Below are 16882 nucleotides of genomic sequence, written 5' to 3'. Positions count from 1 at the left end.
TCGACGGGGAGTGTCAGACCGCAACCGACCGGGTTGCGATGATGTGGGTCATGAAGCAGGTCATCACCGTCTCGCCGTGCTGGTTCAGCGTGGTGTAGGCCAGACGCACCGTGCCGCGGTCGCCGCGGCGCGACGGCTTGGTCTCCGCCACCTCGACCTGGACGCGGATGGTGTCGCCGGGGCGGACCGGCTTCAGCCAGCGCAGCTCGTCCAGGCCGGAGCCGCCCAGGCTGGTGCCGGTGATGATGCCGGTGTCGCGCAGCAGGCGGAAGGTCAGCGACAGGGTGTGGAAACCGCTGGCGATCAACCCCTGGAACGGCCCGTCGGCCGCCGCCACCACGTCGATGTGGAAGGGTTGCGGGTCGTAGCGCAGGGCGAAATCCAGGATCTGGCTCTCGGTCAGGGTCGCCCCCTCCGACAGGATCACGTCGCCGACGCGGAAATCCTCGAAATGGCGGCCGGGCATCGTCTCTCTCCCTGTTTTGCTTCGTTGGCGTCCCCGCGCGGCCGGCGTCAGCCCTCCGACACCTCGGGGTTCAGCTGGATCAGCACCTTGTCGATGCGGCGGCCGTCCATGTCGACCACCTCGAAGCGGATGCCGTTCCAGTGGAAATGCTCGGCGGCGGTCGGGACGTGGCCGAAGCGGTCGAGCAGGAAGCCGGCGATGGTGTGGAAATCGCCCTCACCCTTCATGTTCTTGACGCCGACCAGCGCCTCGATCTCCTCGACCGGGGTCATGCCGTCGACCAGCCAGCTGCCGTCCTCGCGCTGGACGGCGGCGGCGTCGCCCTCCTGCCCGTCCTCGGGCAGGTCGCCGGCGATGGCCTCCAGGATGTCGGTCATGGTGGCGATGCCCTCGACACTGCCGTATTCGTCGACCACCACCGCCATGTGGATGCTGGCTTGCTTGAACAGGTCGAGCAGCCGCAGCACCGGCGTGCCGTCATGGACCACCAGCGGCCGGGTCATCGCCGCCTTCAGGTCGAAGGCGATGCCGTTCAGCGACTGGTCGAGCAGCGCCTTGGCCGAGACGATGCCCTGCACCTCGTCGACGTCGCCGTGGCAGACCGGGAAGCGGGAATAGCCGCTGTCGCAGATCTCGCGCCCGACGATCTCCGGCGGGTCGTTGATGTCCAGCCAGATCAGGTCCGGCCGCGGCGTCATGATCGACCGCACGGTGCGGTCCGACAGGTGCAGCACCCCCTCGATCATCTGGCGTTCGGCCGGCTCGAAGACGCCGCTCTGCGTGCCTTCGGCGATCAGGGTCTTGACCTCCTCTTCCGTCACCGTCTGCTCGCGCGAGGTCGGCAGGCGCAGCAGCTTCAGCACCGCGTCGCTCGACGCGCCGAGCAGCCAGACCACCGGGGCGGCCAGCCGCGACACGGTGCGCATCGGCCCCGCCACCAGCGTGGCGATGCGTTCCGCCGACACCAGCGCCATCCGCTTGGGCACCAGCTCGCCGATGATCAGCGAGAAGTAGGTGATGGCGGCCACCACCAGCACGAAGGCGACGGTGTGGCCGTAGGGGGCGATCCAGGCGACGTCGCGGTCCAGCACCTCGCCCAGCCGCTCCGCCAGGGTGGAGCCGCCATAGGCGCCGGCGACGATGCCGGTCACGCTGATGCCGACCTGGACGGTCGACAGGAAGCGGCTCGGGTCCTCCGACAGCTCCAGCGCGATGCGGGCGCCGTCGCCGCCCTTTTCCTCGGCCATCTGCTGAAGCCGGGCGCGTCGCGCCGACACCAGCGCCATTTCCGACATTGCGAAAAAGGCGTTGAGCAGGATCAGCAGGACGATGACCAACAGTTCCCAAACCATGGCGATATGCCCGCGCGGGCGCTCCCTCAACCGATCAATTGTTGCGCCACGGCGACCGCCGCCTGCCCGAGACCGAGCAGGACGGCGGCGACGATGGCGATGGACAGCACGCCGGCGACCAGGCCGGCGGCCACGAAGGCACCGTCCGATTCCATCAGCCCCAGCGCGATCAGCGCGATCGCCAGGGCCGGCGGCTGGTTGCCGAAGACGATGGGCAGGGACAGCACGATGGCCAGAACCATCACCGCCACCCCGAGGACCCGTTCGGCCGACGGCCCGGCCAGCGCCGGCAGGCGCGGGCGCAGATGGCGTTCCACCCGGTCGGCCCAGGGTTTGGCCCGGCGGATCACCCCCAGGAAGGCGCCGCGGTCGAAGCTGGTGGCGAGGATGCGGCGCGGCAGCCAGGGGCCGTGCCGGCCCAGCGCCATCTGGGCCCCGATCAGGATCATCGGCACGCCGGTCGCGGTGGACAGGCCGGGCACCGGCAGGACGTTGGGAATCGACAGGATCAGCAGCAGGGCGCCGAAGGCACGGTCGCCCAGCGCGTCCATCACCTCGGCCAGGGAAATGCGGTCGCCGGCGCCAGGGCCACGCAGCAGGAAGTCGTCCAGCAGGTCCGAAACGCGCGCGCAGGACCGGTCCGCACCGGAAGGAGGGGCGTCGGACGACCCGGGAGGTCGATCTTTGCTCACGGCTCTCCCCGATGCCGGAAACGGGATCGGAGCGGGCCGGGCGAAGGATGGCTGAAACCCATGGACCTTTCGCAGCGCAACGGCGGTGATCTCCCTTCTACAGGAAGGGCGGCCCGAGCGCCAGCGCGGGTTGAAGGGCGCATGCGGGGGGAACCCCGGCCTGCCCCGACCCCGTCCTATTGCCGTTTCTGCATGGCGAAGGTCAGGCGCTTCATCAGGTCGGCCTTGGACACCGGCTTCACCAGATAGCCGGAGATGCCGTAGGCGATGGCCCGCTTCACCATGTCGGCCTCGCGGTGGCCGGTCAGCACCACGACCGGCAGGTCGGCCAGCGGGTTGCCGGTGGCGGTGCGCAGCGCGTGCAGCAGGTCGAGCCCGCTCATCCGCGGCATTTCCAGGTCGCAGATCGCCAGATCGACGTCGTCGCCGTTCTTGCGCAGGATGTCGAGCGCCTGCACGCCGTCCGCCGCCTCGAACACCACCCGCACCCGGATGTCCTGCAGGAGCCGCGCGATCAGCTTGCGCGTGAAGTCGTCGTCCTCGATAAGCAGCACGCCCAGGTCGTGAATGGTCCGGATGCGACGGGTTCCAGTGCCAGTCTCGGCCACCATGACGCTCTCCACTCTGGCTGAGTTCGCCCGACGATCGTCCTTCCATCGGATGCCACAGTCTTGGCAATGCATCCTTGCACAGTCGTTAACAAAACAACACGCCCGCGGTTCAGACTCTATAAAAACGCCTGCACGAACGGTAGTCCCACCTCTTTCGCCCGGCCCCAACGCCCGCGGCGGCGTGGCAATCGGCCCGGCAACGTCCTATCCTGACGTGAAGACGGTCCACCCCGGATCGCCCACCCACGCAAAAGGACGGCCCGTTCCGTGACCGCACCGCCGCCCGCCGCCCCCGGCGCCCAGCCTTCCGGTTCCGGCGTACCGCCGGACGCCACGATGCTGGCCGCCGTGATGGAGGCCAGCGGCGCCGGGCTGGTGGTGACCGACGCGACGCGGCCCGATCATCCGGTGGTCCATTGCAACCGGGCCTTCCTCGACATGGTGGGGTACGAGGCCGCGGAGGTGATCGGCCGCAACCCGTCGTTCCTCCAGGGGCCCGACACCGATCCCGCCACCGTCGCCGACATCCGCGCCGCCCTGGACGACGGGCGCGCGATTTCGGTCGAGGTGCTGAACTACCGCAAGGACGGCTCCAGCTTCTGGAACGCGCTGACGCTGCGCCCGCTCCCCGGCCCCGACGGCCGCCCGCGCTGGATCGTCGGGTCCAACACCGACGTCACCCGCAGCCACCGGTCGGAGCAGGAGCTGCGCGACGCCCGGGACCAGTTGACCCGGCTGGCGGCGGAGACCTTCGCCCTGGCCGAGGATCTGGACCGCGCCCGCGAGGAGGCGGAGGAGGCCCGCATCGCCGCCGAGAACGCCAGCCGCGCCAAGTCGCGCTTCCTGGCGATGATGAGCCACGAGCTGCGCACGCCGATGACCGCGGTGATCGGCATGGGCGACCTGCTGATGGGCAGCGGGCTGACCGACCAGCAGAAGGCCTTCGTGCGGACGCTGCGCTCGTCGGCCGACACGCTGATGACCATCCTGAACGACGTGCTCGACTTCTCGAAGATCGAGGCCGGGCAACTGACGCTGGAGGAGATCGATTTTTCGCTGCCCCGGCTGGTCGAGGACGTGGTCCAGCTGTTCCTGGTGCGCGCCGCGGCCAAGGGGCTGACGCTGTCCGCCTCCATCGCCGACGACACGCCGCGCCACATCCGCGGCGATCCCACCCGGCTGCGGCAGGTGCTGTTCAACCTGGTGTCCAACGCCATCAAGTTCACCGACCGCGGCGCCATCGAGATCGCGGTGTGGTCGCCCGATCCGCCCCCCGATTGCCCTGCTCCCGATCCCGCCGGCCCGCCCGGCGTCGGGGCGGCGGAGGGCGCGGCGCGGCCGGCGCCGATCACGCTGCGCTTCGAGGTGCAGGACAGCGGCATCGGCCTGACGCCGTCCCAGCGGACGCGGCTGTTCGACGCCTTCGTCCAGGCCGACGTCTCGACCAGCCGGAAATACGGCGGGACCGGGCTGGGGCTGGCGATCTGCAAGCGGCTGGTGGAGGCGATGGGGGGCGAGATCACCGTGTCGAGCACGCCCGGCCGCGGCACGACCTTCCGCTTCTCGATCCGGTCGCGGACGGCCGACGCGGCGCCGTTGGGCGATCTGGCGGCGCAGTCGGCGCTGCCCGCCTCCGGCGGCGAGCCGGTGACCACGCCGGTGGCCCTGCGCCTGCTGCTGGCGGAGGACAACGACATCAACCGCATGCTGATCACCGCCATGATGACGCGCATCGGCCACCGCATCGACGCGGTGAACGACGGCCGGGCGGTGCTGGACGCCGTGCAGACGGCCGACTACGACGCGCTGCTGCTCGACATGGAGATGCCGGTGATGGACGGGCGGTCGACCGCGCGGGCGCTGCGGCGGATGACCGGGCCGGTGGCGCGCATCCCCATCGTCGGCCTGTCCGCCGACGCCCTGCCCGAACACCGCGACGGCCACATGGCCGCCGGGCTCGACGCCTACCTGACCAAGCCGATCGACTGGGAGCAGTTGAACGCCGTGCTGGTCGACCTGGCGACCCGGCCGAGCGAGGGGCGCGTGGTGCCGATGCCGACCCGGCCGGTCCCCGACGGCAACCGCTTCGCCGGCCTGCCGTTGATCGACCGGGTGAAGCAGGCGGAACTGCGGCTGGCGCTGGGCGGCGAGGCGGTGGACGGCATGCTGCAGCTCCTGCCGGAAACGGCATTGCGCGAGCTGACGGCCATCCGCTCGGCGCTCCAGGCCGGCCGGCCGCAGGAGTTGAAGCAGGCGGCCCACACGCTGGTCGGGCTGGCCGCCAATTTCGGGGCGCCGCGCATGGCCGCCATCGCCCGCGCCATCAACGACCAGCCGGCCGACACCGACAAGGTCGCCGCCCTGCTGCCGCTGCTGGAAACCACGGTCGCCGCCACCAACCGCCTGGTGTGCGAACCCACGGCCGGAGAGGGTTGAGGGCCGGCCATTGAGGGCGGGCCGGCGAATTTGCTACAGGATGCCGATGTTGAAGAAAGCCACGCCGAAACCCACGCCACGGCGGCGCAGCGCGTCGCCCCGTGTTTCGCACCCCGACCAGTTCGACCTGCTCGACGTGCCCGAGCCGACGGCGGTCATGATCACCTACTCCGGCCGCACCGTGGATCTGGAGGAGCCGGACTTCGCCCCGTTCGACATCGAGGACATCGCCCGCCCGCTGGCCTACCAATGCCGATTCGTCGGCAACACGCGGACCTTCTTCAGCGTCGCCCAGCACTGCGTCCTGGCCAGCCGCCTCGCGCCCGAGGGCTACGCCTACGACGCGCTGATGCACGACAGCGAGGAGGCCTTCACCGGCGACTGGCCGACGCCGTGGAAGGCGCGCATCGGCCGCGAGGTGATCCGCCAGGCGGTGGAGCCGATCAAGCGCGCGCTGGCCGAACGCTTCGGCTTCCGCCACCCGGAGCCGAAGGCGGTCAAGCTGGCCGACCAGCGGGCGCTGGCGACCGAGCTGCGCGACCTCTGCGCGCCGCACCGCGTCAACTGGCGCGACCTGCCGGCGCCCGACGAGGCCACCATCCAGCCGCTGGGTCCGGAAGAGGCGCTGGCCGACTTCCTCGCCCACTATCAGCGGCTGCGGCCAACGTCCTGACGCTTGGCCTCAGGCGTGCCCGCCCTGCTCGGCGACGCCGCTGCGGCGGCCACGGCCACGCTTGGCGGCGGCCGGCGCGGAGTCGGCGGGGGCCGGCGCCTGCTCGGCGCAGCGTTCGGCCAGCTCGCGGATGGCGGCGCGCACATGCGGGTCGCGGATGCTCTGGAAATAGCGCGCCAGCATCAGCGCCTCGCGCGACTGCAGCGTGTTCTCCGTCTCCTCGGCCCCGGCGGCCGGCGCCTCGCCCTCGACGGCGGGCTGGCGGTTCTCCAGGCCTTCGAAGAAGACGGACACCGGAACCCGGAAGAACTGGCCAAGCTTGAACAGCCGGCTGGACGAGACACGGTTGAAGCCACGCTCGTACTTTTGCAATTGCTGGAAGGTCAGGCCCAGCGCCGACGCGACGTCACTCTGGCTCAGACCGGCCAGCATGCGCAATTCCCGCAGGCGCTGGCCGACGAAGACATCGACATCGTTCAGGCCTTCCTTCTTTTCCCGGCCACGTCGTTTCATGGCACTTCCCCTTCGATACTGCACAAACTCTGGGTGTCCGCTCCGCCCGGCGCCGCTCAGGACACCGGATGGCGTCGCTTCCGAGAAAACGAATCGGCCGGCCGCGGGTGTGGATTGCAACTCAGCTATGACCGCCGACCCATGATGTCAACCGCCACTGGGGCAACTACCCCCTTTGGACAGTCGCTTCTTCGCGGGATTCGTCCAATGGTCAGTGGTGGTGCACCGTTCTCGCGCACCGCGCGGTATCGCCCTACCCAGGGTCGCGGAACGGGCGCCGCCCGGCTCAAGCCGCCGGCACGGCAGCCGCCGGTTGTGGCGGCGATGAGCGGCAGACCGGCAACATTTGTGGGGCACTAGGCACATTTTGCCGGGCACCCGGCAAAAACTGCCGCCGATTAACCCTCTCTTCATCAAGACAACGCAGCATGCCCCTTTATAGCCCAAGCCCGGCGCGGAACTTGCACAAAACGTCTCGCAATCGCGAAACGGATGGTGTGGAGAGCATGCCGGGACGCCTTCCGATCGGGGACCGCGCGTGAACAACCTGCTGCAGACCTTGCGCAATCTCGGCCCCGCCCGTCTCGCGGCGATCGGCGGCGTCGGGCTGTTGCTGATCGGCTTCTTCGTCTACCTGACCACCCGCCTGTCGACGCCGGAGATGGAGCTTCTGTACTCCGAACTCCAGCCGACGGAGGCGGCGGCCATCGCCAAGAAGCTGGAAGAGGCCAAGGTCCCCTACACCGTCGACAAGTCCGGCACCAAGATCACCGTCCCCGCCGACCAGGTCGGGCCGATGCGCATGCGCATGGCGGCGCAGGGGCTGCCGTCCGGCGGCTCGGTCGGCTACGAGCTGTTCGACAAGGGCGAGGGCTTCGGCGCCACCAGCTTCATGCAGAACATCAACCACCTGCGCGCGCTGGAAGGCGAGATGGCGCGCACGGTGCAGACGCTGAACGGCGTGCAGAACGCCCGGGTCCATCTGGTGCTGCCCAAGCGCGAGCTGTTCGCCCGCCAGCAGAACCCGGCCACCGCCAGCGTCTTCCTGAAGCTGCGCCCCGGCGCCCAGCTCAGCCGCGAGAACATCCAGGCGATCCAGCAGTTGATCGCCGCCTCGGTCCCCAACCTCGACCCCAACCGCATCTCCATCGTCGACGACAAGGGCAAGCTGCTGGCCCGCGGCACCGGCAGCGACAGCGCCGAGGCGATGATGGCGTCGGCGGAGGAGAAGAAGCAGGCCTACGAGGGCCGGCTGGCCCGCACCATCGAGGATCTGCTGGGCCGCACGCTGGGCTACGGCAAGGTCCGGGCGGAGGTGTCGGCCGACCTCGACTTCGACCGCATCACCACCCAGTCGGAGATCTTCGACCCGGAAAGCCAAGTCGTCCGCTCGACCCAGACGGTCACCGAATCGAACGAGAGCAGCGACCGCGACCCGCTGGCCCCGGTGACGGTGGACCAGAACCTGCCGACCGCCCAGTCGAGCAGCAGCGCCAGCCCGCTGTCCTCGAACAAGTCGAACCGCAACGAAGAGACGATCAACTACGAGATCACCAAGACCACCAAGTCGCATGTGCGCGAAGCCGGGCAGGTCCGCCGGCTGTCGGTCGCCGTGCTGGTGGACGGCACCTACCAGCTCTCCCGCGAGGCGCCGCCGGCCTACCAGCCGCGCAGCGAGCAGGAGATCGAGAGCATCAAGGCGCTGGTGCGCTCCGCCGTCGGGCTGGACGCCGTGCGCGGCGACACGCTGGAGGTGGTCAACCTGCGCTTCTGGTCGCCCGACGACGACATCCAGAAGCCCGAAGAGCTGTTCATGGGCATGACAAAGGACGACCTGTTCCGCATCGCGGAGATGGTCGTGCTGGGCATCGTCGCCGTCCTCATCATCCTGCTGGTCATCCGCCCGCTGATCTCCCGCGCCTTCGAGAAGGCCGAGATGCAGGAGGAGGACGAGATGGACCGCCTGCTGACCGACCAGGCCGGCATGCCGGCGGCGCTGGCCGCCCCGACCGGCGCGCTGGCCCAGGATCTGGCGCTGGAAGCGGCGCAGGCCGACGAGGAGCTGGAGCAGATGATCGACATCAACCGGGTGGAGGGCCGCGTCCGCGCCTCCTCCCTGCGCAAGGTGGGCGAAATCGTCGACAAGCACCCGGAAGAGGCGGTCTCCATCCTGCGCAACTGGCTGTATCAGGAGAGCTGAGCCATGCCGGCCTCCCACCACGCTGACGGAGCGCACCGGCCATGAGCGTGCGCAAGTTCCTGTTCGACGAGTCGTTCGACGTGGACGCGGTCCACCGCATCACCCATGTGGAGGACGACGACCTGATGCCGGAGCCGGAGGAGCCGCCGGAGCCGGAAGCGCCGCCGCCGCCGACCTTCAGCGAGGAGCAGTTGGCCGCGGCCCGCGCCCAGGGCTATGACGAGGGCTTCGCCGCCGGCAAGTCGGAAGGCACCGGCGCCGGCTATGGCAAGGGCTTCACCGAGGGGATGGCCGCCGGCCAGACCACCGGCTACGACCGCGGCAAGACGGAGATCGAGGCGACGGTGAACAACCGCATCGCCAACGCCCTGTCCCAGATCGCCGACGGCGTCGCCCGCCTGCTGGCGGAGCGCGAGGCGACCAACGCCATGCGCAGCGACCAGCCGGTCCATCTGGCGCTGGCCATCGTCCGCAAGCTGATGCCCGAATGGGCCCGGCGCGGCGGCATGGTCGAGGTCGAGGGGATGGTGCGCGCCTGCCTGACCGACCTGATCGACGAGCCGCGGCTGGTCATCCGGGTCGCCGAGGGCACGATGGATCTGGTGCGCGAGCATCTGGAACAGACCGTCGGCGCCCGCGGCTTCGGCGCCAAGCTGATGGTGGTCGGCGACCCGTCGGTCGCCCCCGGGGGCTGCCGGATCGAATGGGCCGAGGGCGGCATGGAGCGGGACACCGCGCAACTGCTCGCCGAAATTGAACGCCGCGCCGCGCACATGCTGGAGGCTCCGGCTCCCGTCTAAGGGGATGCCGGATTGAAGGAGGTCCGAGACCGACATGCCGAGCGACAACTTTTCGCTGAACGACCTGAACTCCGGTGACGGCGACGATTACGCCAGCCCCGGAATCGCCAAGGACCTGGAGGCCGTCTACGACATCCCGGTCCAGATCTCGGCGGTGCTGGGCAAGTCGACGATGCAGGTGGCGCAGCTGCTGAAGCTGGGCCGCGGCGCCGTGGTCGAGCTGGACCGCAAGGTCGGCGAGGCCATCGACATCTACGTCAACAACCGCCTGGTCGCCCGCGGCGAGGTGGTGGTGGTGGAAGACCGGCTGGGCGTGACCATGACGGAAATCATCAAGTCGGACCGGGGCTGATGGCGATCGCTCCCGACACGACCGGCCCACGCGCCAAGGCCGCCGCCGCCGGCGGTCCGGCCCGCGGCGCGGCGGCTCCGGCGGCCCAGGCGGCGGCCGGCGTCGCGGCGCCGGGGCGGACGGTGCGGCTGCGCGGCGGGCTGGACGTGGCGACGCTGGTCGGGCTGGCCGCCGCGGTCGGGGTGATCGTCGTCGCCATCACCGCCGGCGGCAGCCTGCGCGCCTTCCTCGACCCGCCGTCGCTGATGATCGTGCTGGGCGGCACGCTGGCGGTCACCACCGCGTCCTTCTCGCTGGGCGACGTCGCCGTCGCCTGGCGCAACGCCGCCGCCGTGCTGATCCACCAGACGCTGGACCCCAAGGGCGTCGCCCGCCAGGTCCTGCTGCTGGCGGAAGCGGCGCGGCGGGCCGGGCCGGAAACGCTGCGCAACGTCCTGCCCGAGCTGCGCGGCGAGCCGTTCCTGCACCGCAGCGTCACCCTGATCACCGAGGGGCTGCCGCCCGACGCCATCGAGCGGATGCTGACCGGCGAGGTCGAGGCAACCGCCGGCGGCCACGGCAAGAGCGCCGGCGTGCTGCGCCGCGCGTCGGAAGTGGCGCCGGCGATGGGGCTGATCGGCACGCTGGTCGGCCTCGTCCAGATGCTGGGCAGCCTGAGCGACCCGTCGGCCATCGGCCCGGCGATGGCGCTGGCGCTGCTGACGACCTTCTACGGGGCCGTGCTCGGCAACGTCGTCCTCGCCCCGCTCGCCGCCAAGGTGGAGCGGGCGGCGGAGGAGGACGCGCTGGTCAAGACCCTCTACACCATCGGCGCCGTGTCCATCGCGCGCCAAGAGAATCCCCGGCGTCTGGAGATGCTCCTGAACGCCGTCCTGCCGCCTGGAAAGCGGATCCAGTATTTCGACCGGGAAGCCCCGAGAGTGGGAGCGTAAGGCTATGCGTCTGCTGATCGTTGGAACGTTGGAAGGCTACATCACCGCCGCCGGCAAGATTGCCATGAAGCGGGGGGCCAAGGTGTCGCACACCGACAGCATCGAGGGGGCCCTGACCGCCTTGCGTGCCGCCGCCGGCGCCGATCTGGTGATGATCGACGTCAAGCTGGACATCGCCACCTTCATCGACAGTCTGAAGAACGAGCGGATCACCATCCCGGTGGTGGCCTGCGGCATCGGCACCGACGCCGCGGCGGCGGTGCGCGCCATCCGCGCCGGCGCCAAGGAGTACCTGCCGCTGCCACCCAACGCCGAGCTGATCGCCGCGGTGCTGGAAGCGGTGGCGGAGGAAAGCCACTCCATCGTCTGCACCGACCCGGCGATGCTGGCAACGCTGCGTCTGGCCGACCAGGTGGCGCCCAGCGACGCCTCGGTGATGATCACCGGCGAGAGCGGCACCGGCAAGGAGCTGATGGCGCGCTACATCCACCGCAAGAGCCGGCGCTCCAACGAGCCGTTCGTCGCGGTGAACTGCGCCGCCATCCCGGAGAACCTGCTGGAATCGGAGCTGTTCGGCCACGAGAAGGGCGCCTTCACCGGCGCCGTCGCCCGCCGGCTCGGCAAGTTCGAGGAGGCCAACAACGGCACCCTGCTGCTGGACGAGCTGTCGGAGATGCACCCGCGCCTCCAGGCCAAGCTGCTGCGCGCGATCCAGGAGAAGGAGATCGACCGGATCGGCTCCAGCCAGCCGGTCAAGATCAACGTCCGCCTGATCGCCACCTCCAACCGCAACCTGGAGGCGGAGGTCCGCGCCGGCAACTTCCGCGAGGATCTGTATTTCCGCCTGAACGTGTTCAGCGTCGAGATCCCCAGCCTGCGCGACCGCCCGGCCGACATCCCGCTGATCGCCGAGCATTTCCTGAAGAAATACGCGGAGGCCAACGGTCTGGGCGACAAGCGCCTGACCGAGGACGCGCTGCTGATGCTGAAGGCCCACCATTGGCGCGGCAACGTGCGCGAGCTGGAAAACACCATGCACCGCGCCGTCCTGCTGTCGCGCGGCGAGGAGGTCGGGCCGGAGGCGATCATGCTGACCAGCAAGATGCTCGCCCCCGAAGGCAGCGCCCAGGCCGCCATCCCGGCCAACTCGCCGGTCGCCAACCCGTTCGCCGGCCCCGGCGGCACGGTTCCGGCCGCCCAGGGCACGGCCGCCCCGGGCACCCCGGCCAACAGCCAGCCGCCGGCCTCGCTGGTGATCCCGCCGCCGGCCGGGCTGGCGTCCGGCTACGGCCCGAAGGGCGCCAAGGCCGGCGCCTACGGCATGGCCGGGAACGGCGGTGGCAATGGCGGTGGCAACGGCGGCTTGGCCGCCCTGATCGGCCGCACCGTCGCCGACGTCGAGCGCGACCTGATCCTGGAGACGCTGACCCACTGCCTGGGCAACCGCACCCACGCCGCCAACATCCTGGGCATCTCGATCCGCACGCTGCGCAACAAGCTGAAGCAGTATGGCGACGAGGGCCGCAGCGTGCCCACCCCCGGCAACGACGCCCCCGGCAACGACGAGCGTGCGACCGCCTGACGCCGTCACGGCAACGGTCGGACGATGATGCCTGAGGGGCGGGAGCAGCCATGGCGCTGACGGAACAGAACACGGGCGGCGGTGGCGGCGGGGGTGGCCCCGGCAACATGGCCGCCTTCGGCGAGATGCTGGCGGTCGTCAAGTCGTCGCTGAAGCGCGGCGACGTGGCGATGGCGATCGGCATCCTGATCGTCGTCGTCGGGCTGATCATGCCATTGCCCAGCCTGATGCTGGACATGATGATCGGGCTGAACATCACCGTCGCCATCCTGATCCTGATGGTGGTGCTGTTCATCCAGAAGCCGCTGGAGATGTCGTCCTACCCGACCATCCTGCTGATCACGACGCTGCTGCGCCTGTCCTTGAACATGGCCTCGACGCGGCTGATCCTGACGCAGGGGCACGAGGGCACGGCGGCCGCCGGCCACGTCATCGAGGCGTTCGCGAACCTGGTGATGGGCGGCGACTTCGTCATCGGCGTGATCATCTACGCCATCCTGACGATCGTGAACTTCAAGGTCATCACCGCCGGTTCGGGCCGCATCGCCGAAGTGGCGGCGCGCTTCACCCTCGACGCCATGCCCGGCAAGCAGATGGCGATCGACGCCGACCTGTCGGCCGGCATGATCGACGAGGGAACCGCGCGCGCCCGCCGCAAGGAGCTGGAGGACGAAAGCGCCTTCTTCGGCTCGATGGACGGTGCGTCGAAGTTCGTGAAGGGCGACGCGGTCGCCGGCCTGATGATCATGTTCATCAACATCATCGGCGGCGTCACCATCGCGGTGCTGCGCCACGACATGCCGGTGATGACCGCGCTGGACACCTTCACCAAGCTGACGATCGGCGACGGTCTGGTGTCGCAGATCCCGGCGCTGGTGATCTCGATCTCCGCCGGCTTCCTGGTGTCGAAGGCCGGCACCGGCGGATCGACCGACAAGGCGGTGGTCGGCCAGCTGACCGGCCACAGCCAGGCGCTCGCCCTGTCGGCGGGCGCCATCGGCGTTCTGGCCCTGATGCCGGGCATGCCGATCTTCACCCTGGCCCCGGTCATCGGCCTGGTCGGCGCCGCCGCTTGGTACATGCCGCGCCTGCGCGCCAAGCAGGAGGCGGCGGAGGCGGAGGCCGCCGCGGAGGCCGCGGCCGCCGGCGCGCCGGGCGGCGGCGGACCGGGCGCCGGGCCAGCACCGGACGAGCCGATCTCCACCGCGCTGGCCATCGACCTGATCCGGCTGGAGCTGGGCTACGGCCTGCTGTCGCTGATCAACCAGCCGCAGGCCGGCAGCCACCGGCTGACCGACCAGATCAAGGGGCTGCGCCGGCAGATCGCCGGCGAGGTCGGCTTCGTCATGCCGGCGGTGCGCATCCAGGACAATCTGCAGCTTCCGCCCAACACCTACATCATCCGGGTGAAGGAGATCGAGGCCGGGCGCGGCGACATTCGGCCCAACATGCTGCTGGTGATGGACCCGCGCGGCGACGCCATGAGCCTGCCCGGCGAACAGACGGTGGAGCCGACCTTCGGCCTGCCCGCCATCTGGATCGAGCCCGGCTATCGCGAGGAGGCGCTGTTCAAGGGCTACACCGTGGTCGACCCGTCGACCGTGGTCACCACCCACCTGACCGAGCTGATCAAGGACAACATGCCGGAGCTGCTGTCCTTCACCGAGACGCAGAAGCTGCTGGACGAAACCGACAAGGAACACCAGAAGCTGATCGCCGATGTGGTGCCCGGACAGATCACTGTGGGCGGATTGCAACGGGTGTTGCAGAATCTCCTTGCCGAACGCGTCTCGATCCGGGATCTTCCAACCATATTGGAAGGGGTATCCGAAGCGACCAGCCAGACCCGCAGCATCACCCAGATCACCGAGCATGTGCGGTCCCGCCTTGCCCGGCAAATCTGCGACGCGAACACGAACGAGATGGGCTTCATCCCGCTCGTCACCCTGTCGCCCGAATGGGAGCAGGGGTTCGCCGAGTCGCTGGTGGGCGACGGCGACGACCGGCAGCTGACGATGGCCCCGTCCCGCCTGCAGCAGTTCATCACCTCCGTCCGTCAAACCTTCGAGCGACATGCCATGATGGGCGAGAGCCCCGTTCTGTTGACCAGCCCGCTGATCCGGCCCTTCGTCCGCTCCATCGTCGAGCGGTTCCGGCCGGCGACCGTGGTCATGTCGCAGAACGAGATCCACCCGAAGGCGCGGATCAAGACCCTGGGTCAGATCTGATGACGCGCGCCCGTCCTCCCGCTTCCCCTGACCGAGGGCTCCGCCGATGCGGCTGAAGTCCTTTCACGCCAAGACCATGTCCGACGCCATGCGGATGGTGCGCCAGTCGCTGGGCGACGACGCCATCATCGTCGCCACGCGCGAGGAGGAAGGCGGCGGCGTGCGGGTCACGGCGGCGGTGGAGGAGGACGACCTGCCGGCAGCCCCGGCGCGCGGGTCGGGCCGCTCGGCCAAGCCGGCGCCCCAGCCGGTCGAACCGGAGATCGACGTCGGCGAGCTGGTCGCCGACGCGCTGCAGCGCCATGGCGTGCCCGCCGCGCTGGCCGAACAGTTGATCGACGCGGCCTCCGGCCTCGACACCGAGGATCCGCGGCTGGCGCTGGGCTCGGCGCTCGACCAGATGTTCACCTTCAAGCCGCTGCCCGACGGCCGCAGCGCGGTGAAGCCGCTGGCGTTGGTCGGCCCCCCCGGCTCGGGCAAGACGCTGGTCGCCGCCAAGCTGGCCGCCCGTGCGGTGTTCAAGAAACGCTCGGTCGGCGTCATCACCACCGACACGGTGCGCGCCGGCGGCGTCGACCAGCTGGCCGCCTTCACCCGGCTGATGAAGCTGAAGCTGGCGACGGTGGAAGACCCCGACGCGCTGGCCGGCGCCTTCGAGGTGCACCGCCGGACCGACCTCGTCCTGGTCGACACCGCCGGGCGCAACCCGTTCAACGCCGACGACATGGACGATCTGCGCGCCCTTCTGTCGGCGGGCGAGGTCGAGCCGGTGCTGGTGCTGCCCGCCGGGCTCGACGCGCTGGAGGCGGCCGACATGGCGCTGGCCTTCAAGGCGGTCGGCGTGCGGCGGATGCTGGTGACCCGGCTGGACATGGCGCGGCGGCTGGGCAGCCTGCTCGCCATCGCCAACCGCGCCCGGCTGGCCTTCTGCGACGCCAGCGTGTCGTCGAAGGTGGCGGAGGGGCTGACCGCGCTGAACCCGCTGGCGCTCGCCCGCATGATGATCCCACCGGACGAGGCGGCGGCGCCCAAGGACGCGGCGCCGAACGACCGGACGGCGAGGGATCGGGTGGCCAGGGGGGCGGATCCCAGTGATTGGGACGACGACCACGATCCGGACGGCGAGCCGGAACTGGATGAACCCGAACGGGCGCCGCCACCGCCCCGCCGGGCCCCGGCCAAACCAGCAAAACCCGCAACCAAGGCTAAAGCCGCCAGTTCCCCCTCGTCGAGGACCCTGCCATGACCGATCCGGTGTTCCCGGCCGCCCTCAAGAACGTTCGCCCGCTGCGCGGTGCCAACGTCATCGCCGTGGCCAGTGGAAAGGGCGGCGTCGGCAAGACGTGGTTCTCGATCACGCTCAGCCACGCCCTGACCAAGGCGGGGATGAACACGCTGCTGTTCGACGGTGACCTGGGCCTTGCCAACGTCGACATCCAGCTCGGCTTCTCGCCCAAGAACGACCTGGGCGCCGTCATCAACGGCGAGGTGACGCTGTCCAAGGCGGCGCAGCGCTTCCCCGAGACGGGGTTTGACATCATCGCCGGCCGGTCGGGCTCGGGCACGCTCGCCCAGTTGCCGAGCCAGCGGCTGTCGGGCCTGCGCAACGACCTGCTGGAGCTGGCCAAGAGCTACGACCGCGTGGTGATGGACATGGGCGCCGGCGTCGACCGCACGGTGCGCACCCTGTCCGGCCCGGCCGGGATCACCCTGGTGGTGACGACGGACGAGCCGACCTCGCTGACCGACGCCTACGCCTTCATCAAGCTGACCCACGCCACCAACCCGTCGGCCGACCTGCGCATCGTCGTCAACATGGCGCAGAGCGTGAAGGACGGCGAGCGGACCTACGGCACCATCCTGAAGGCCTGCCAGAACTTCCTGAAATACAAGCCGTCGCTGGCCGGCATCATCCGCCGCGACCTGAAGGTGCGCGACGCCATCCGCAGCCAGACCCCGCTGCTAACCCGCTCGCCCGCCAGCGACGCGGCCCGCGACGTCGAGGCGATCGTGCAGCGGCTGCTCGCCAGCGCCAAGTAACGGAA

The 16882-nt window shown here is 69.9% G+C and carries 15 protein-coding genes; 10 read left to right on the top strand and 5 right to left on the bottom strand.

Features of this window, described 5'->3' with window-relative positions:
• Positions 1–13 precede the first annotated feature (13 nt).
• From TSO352_RS31100 to TSO352_RS31085, 4 genes are all read right to left on the bottom strand, one after another.
• Positions 14–466: a MaoC family dehydratase gene (locus tag TSO352_RS31100; RefSeq protein ID WP_109111148.1), complete on the bottom strand. Its 453-nt coding sequence runs from the start codon at positions 464–466 to the stop codon at positions 14–16.
• A gap of 47 nt (positions 467–513) precedes the next feature.
• Positions 514–1818, bottom strand: a complete 1305-nt coding sequence (locus TSO352_RS31095) for a hemolysin family protein (RefSeq protein WP_109111147.1) — start codon at positions 1816–1818, stop codon at positions 514–516.
• 26 nt (positions 1819–1844) lie between these two features.
• The gene (locus tag TSO352_RS31090; protein ID WP_109111146.1) at positions 1845–2510 is read right to left on the bottom strand and encodes an exopolysaccharide biosynthesis protein; all 666 of its coding nucleotides are present in this window, start codon (positions 2508–2510) and stop codon (positions 1845–1847) included.
• A 176-nt stretch (positions 2511–2686) separates the two neighbouring features.
• Positions 2687–3121 (bottom strand): response regulator, encoded by a 435-nt coding sequence (locus TSO352_RS31085; RefSeq protein ID WP_109111145.1) that lies wholly within the window; start codon positions 3119–3121, stop codon positions 2687–2689.
• Positions 3122–3388: 267 nt separating this feature from the next.
• Between TSO352_RS31085 and TSO352_RS31080 the strand changes: the two genes are divergently transcribed.
• Together TSO352_RS31080 and TSO352_RS31075 are read left to right on the top strand one after the other, a co-directional pair.
• Positions 3389–5557 carry an ATP-binding protein gene (locus TSO352_RS31080; protein ID WP_247872558.1) on the top strand — a complete coding sequence of 723 codons (2169 nt, stop codon included), beginning with the start codon at positions 3389–3391 and terminating at the stop codon, positions 5555–5557.
• Positions 5558–5603: 46 nt separating this feature from the next.
• Positions 5604–6230, top strand: a complete 627-nt coding sequence (locus tag TSO352_RS31075) for a transcriptional regulator (RefSeq protein WP_109111143.1) — start codon at positions 5604–5606, stop codon at positions 6228–6230.
• Positions 6231–6239: 9 nt separating this feature from the next.
• On the opposite strand, the gene TSO352_RS31070 is transcribed toward TSO352_RS31075, so the two are convergent.
• Complete coding sequence (locus TSO352_RS31070; protein ID WP_109111142.1) at positions 6240–6743, bottom strand: helix-turn-helix transcriptional regulator; 504 nt, start codon at positions 6741–6743, stop codon at positions 6240–6242.
• A 538-nt stretch (positions 6744–7281) separates the two neighbouring features.
• Here TSO352_RS31070 and fliF point away from each other — a divergent pair.
• The 8 genes from fliF to TSO352_RS31030 are packed head-to-tail and all read left to right on the top strand — an operon-like array spanning position 7282 to position 16877.
• Complete coding sequence (fliF, locus tag TSO352_RS31065) at positions 7282–8943, top strand: flagellar basal-body MS-ring/collar protein FliF (protein ID WP_109111141.1); 1662 nt, start codon at positions 7282–7284, stop codon at positions 8941–8943.
• Positions 8944–8984: 41 nt separating this feature from the next.
• The gene (locus TSO352_RS31060) at positions 8985–9743 is read left to right on the top strand and encodes a FliH/SctL family protein (protein ID WP_109111140.1); all 759 of its coding nucleotides are present in this window, start codon (positions 8985–8987) and stop codon (positions 9741–9743) included.
• A gap of 34 nt (positions 9744–9777) precedes the next feature.
• Entirely contained in the window at positions 9778–10095 is a 318-nt protein-coding gene (gene fliN / locus TSO352_RS31055; protein WP_109111139.1) for a flagellar motor switch protein FliN, read from the top strand.
• Complete coding sequence (locus tag TSO352_RS31050; protein WP_109111138.1) at positions 10095–11027, top strand: MotA/TolQ/ExbB proton channel family protein; 933 nt, start codon at positions 10095–10097, stop codon at positions 11025–11027. Before fliN ends, TSO352_RS31050 begins: the two co-directional genes overlap by 1 nt.
• Before the next feature lie 4 nt (positions 11028–11031).
• Positions 11032–12609 carry a sigma-54 dependent transcriptional regulator gene (locus TSO352_RS31045; protein ID WP_109111137.1) on the top strand — a complete coding sequence of 526 codons (1578 nt, stop codon included), beginning with the start codon at positions 11032–11034 and terminating at the stop codon, positions 12607–12609.
• A gap of 50 nt (positions 12610–12659) precedes the next feature.
• Complete coding sequence (gene flhA / locus TSO352_RS31040; protein WP_109111136.1) at positions 12660–14837, top strand: flagellar biosynthesis protein FlhA; 2178 nt, start codon at positions 12660–12662, stop codon at positions 14835–14837.
• A gap of 46 nt (positions 14838–14883) precedes the next feature.
• Positions 14884–16083 carry a GTPase gene (locus tag TSO352_RS31035; RefSeq protein WP_109111135.1) on the top strand — a complete coding sequence of 400 codons (1200 nt, stop codon included), beginning with the start codon at positions 14884–14886 and terminating at the stop codon, positions 16081–16083.
• On the top strand, positions 16080–16877 hold the full coding sequence (locus TSO352_RS31030; RefSeq protein ID WP_109111134.1) for a MinD/ParA family protein: 798 nt from the start codon (positions 16080–16082) through the stop codon (positions 16875–16877). Before TSO352_RS31035 ends, TSO352_RS31030 begins: the two co-directional genes overlap by 4 nt.
• Positions 16878–16882: the final 5 nt, after the last annotated feature.

It is taken from the genome of Azospirillum sp. TSO35-2 (genome assembly GCF_003116095.1).
In the GTDB taxonomy this organism is placed as follows: domain Bacteria; phylum Pseudomonadota; class Alphaproteobacteria; order Azospirillales; family Azospirillaceae; genus Azospirillum.
The sequence above is the reverse complement of the archived record's forward strand: the minus strand, read 5'-3'. Positions and strand labels throughout refer to the sequence as shown.

Bases quoted from the DNA above. Each gene is read 5' to 3' on its own strand.
- flhA (WP_109111136.1), top strand. From the start codon at position 12,660: ATGGCGCTGACGGAACAGAACACGGGCGGCGGTGGCGGCGGGGGTGGC.
- TSO352_RS31085 (WP_109111145.1), bottom strand. From the start codon at position 3,121: ATGGTGGCCGAGACTGGCACTGGAACCCGTCGCATCCGGACCATTCAC.
- TSO352_RS31095 (WP_109111147.1), bottom strand. From the start codon at position 1,818: ATGGTTTGGGAACTGTTGGTCATCGTCCTGCTGATCCTGCTCAACGCC.
- TSO352_RS31060 (WP_109111140.1), top strand. From the start codon at position 8,985: ATGAGCGTGCGCAAGTTCCTGTTCGACGAGTCGTTCGACGTGGACGCG.
- TSO352_RS31100 (WP_109111148.1), bottom strand. From the start codon at position 466: ATGCCCGGCCGCCATTTCGAGGATTTCCGCGTCGGCGACGTGATCCTG.
- TSO352_RS31045 (WP_109111137.1), top strand. From the start codon at position 11,032: ATGCGTCTGCTGATCGTTGGAACGTTGGAAGGCTACATCACCGCCGCC.
- TSO352_RS31035 (WP_109111135.1), top strand. From the start codon at position 14,884: ATGCGGCTGAAGTCCTTTCACGCCAAGACCATGTCCGACGCCATGCGG.
- TSO352_RS31050 (WP_109111138.1), top strand. From the start codon at position 10,095: ATGGCGATCGCTCCCGACACGACCGGCCCACGCGCCAAGGCCGCCGCC.
- TSO352_RS31070 (WP_109111142.1), bottom strand. From the start codon at position 6,743: ATGAAACGACGTGGCCGGGAAAAGAAGGAAGGCCTGAACGATGTCGAT.
- fliN (WP_109111139.1), top strand. From the start codon at position 9,778: ATGCCGAGCGACAACTTTTCGCTGAACGACCTGAACTCCGGTGACGGC.
- TSO352_RS31030 (WP_109111134.1), top strand. From the start codon at position 16,080: ATGACCGATCCGGTGTTCCCGGCCGCCCTCAAGAACGTTCGCCCGCTG.
- TSO352_RS31075 (WP_109111143.1), top strand. From the start codon at position 5,604: ATGTTGAAGAAAGCCACGCCGAAACCCACGCCACGGCGGCGCAGCGCG.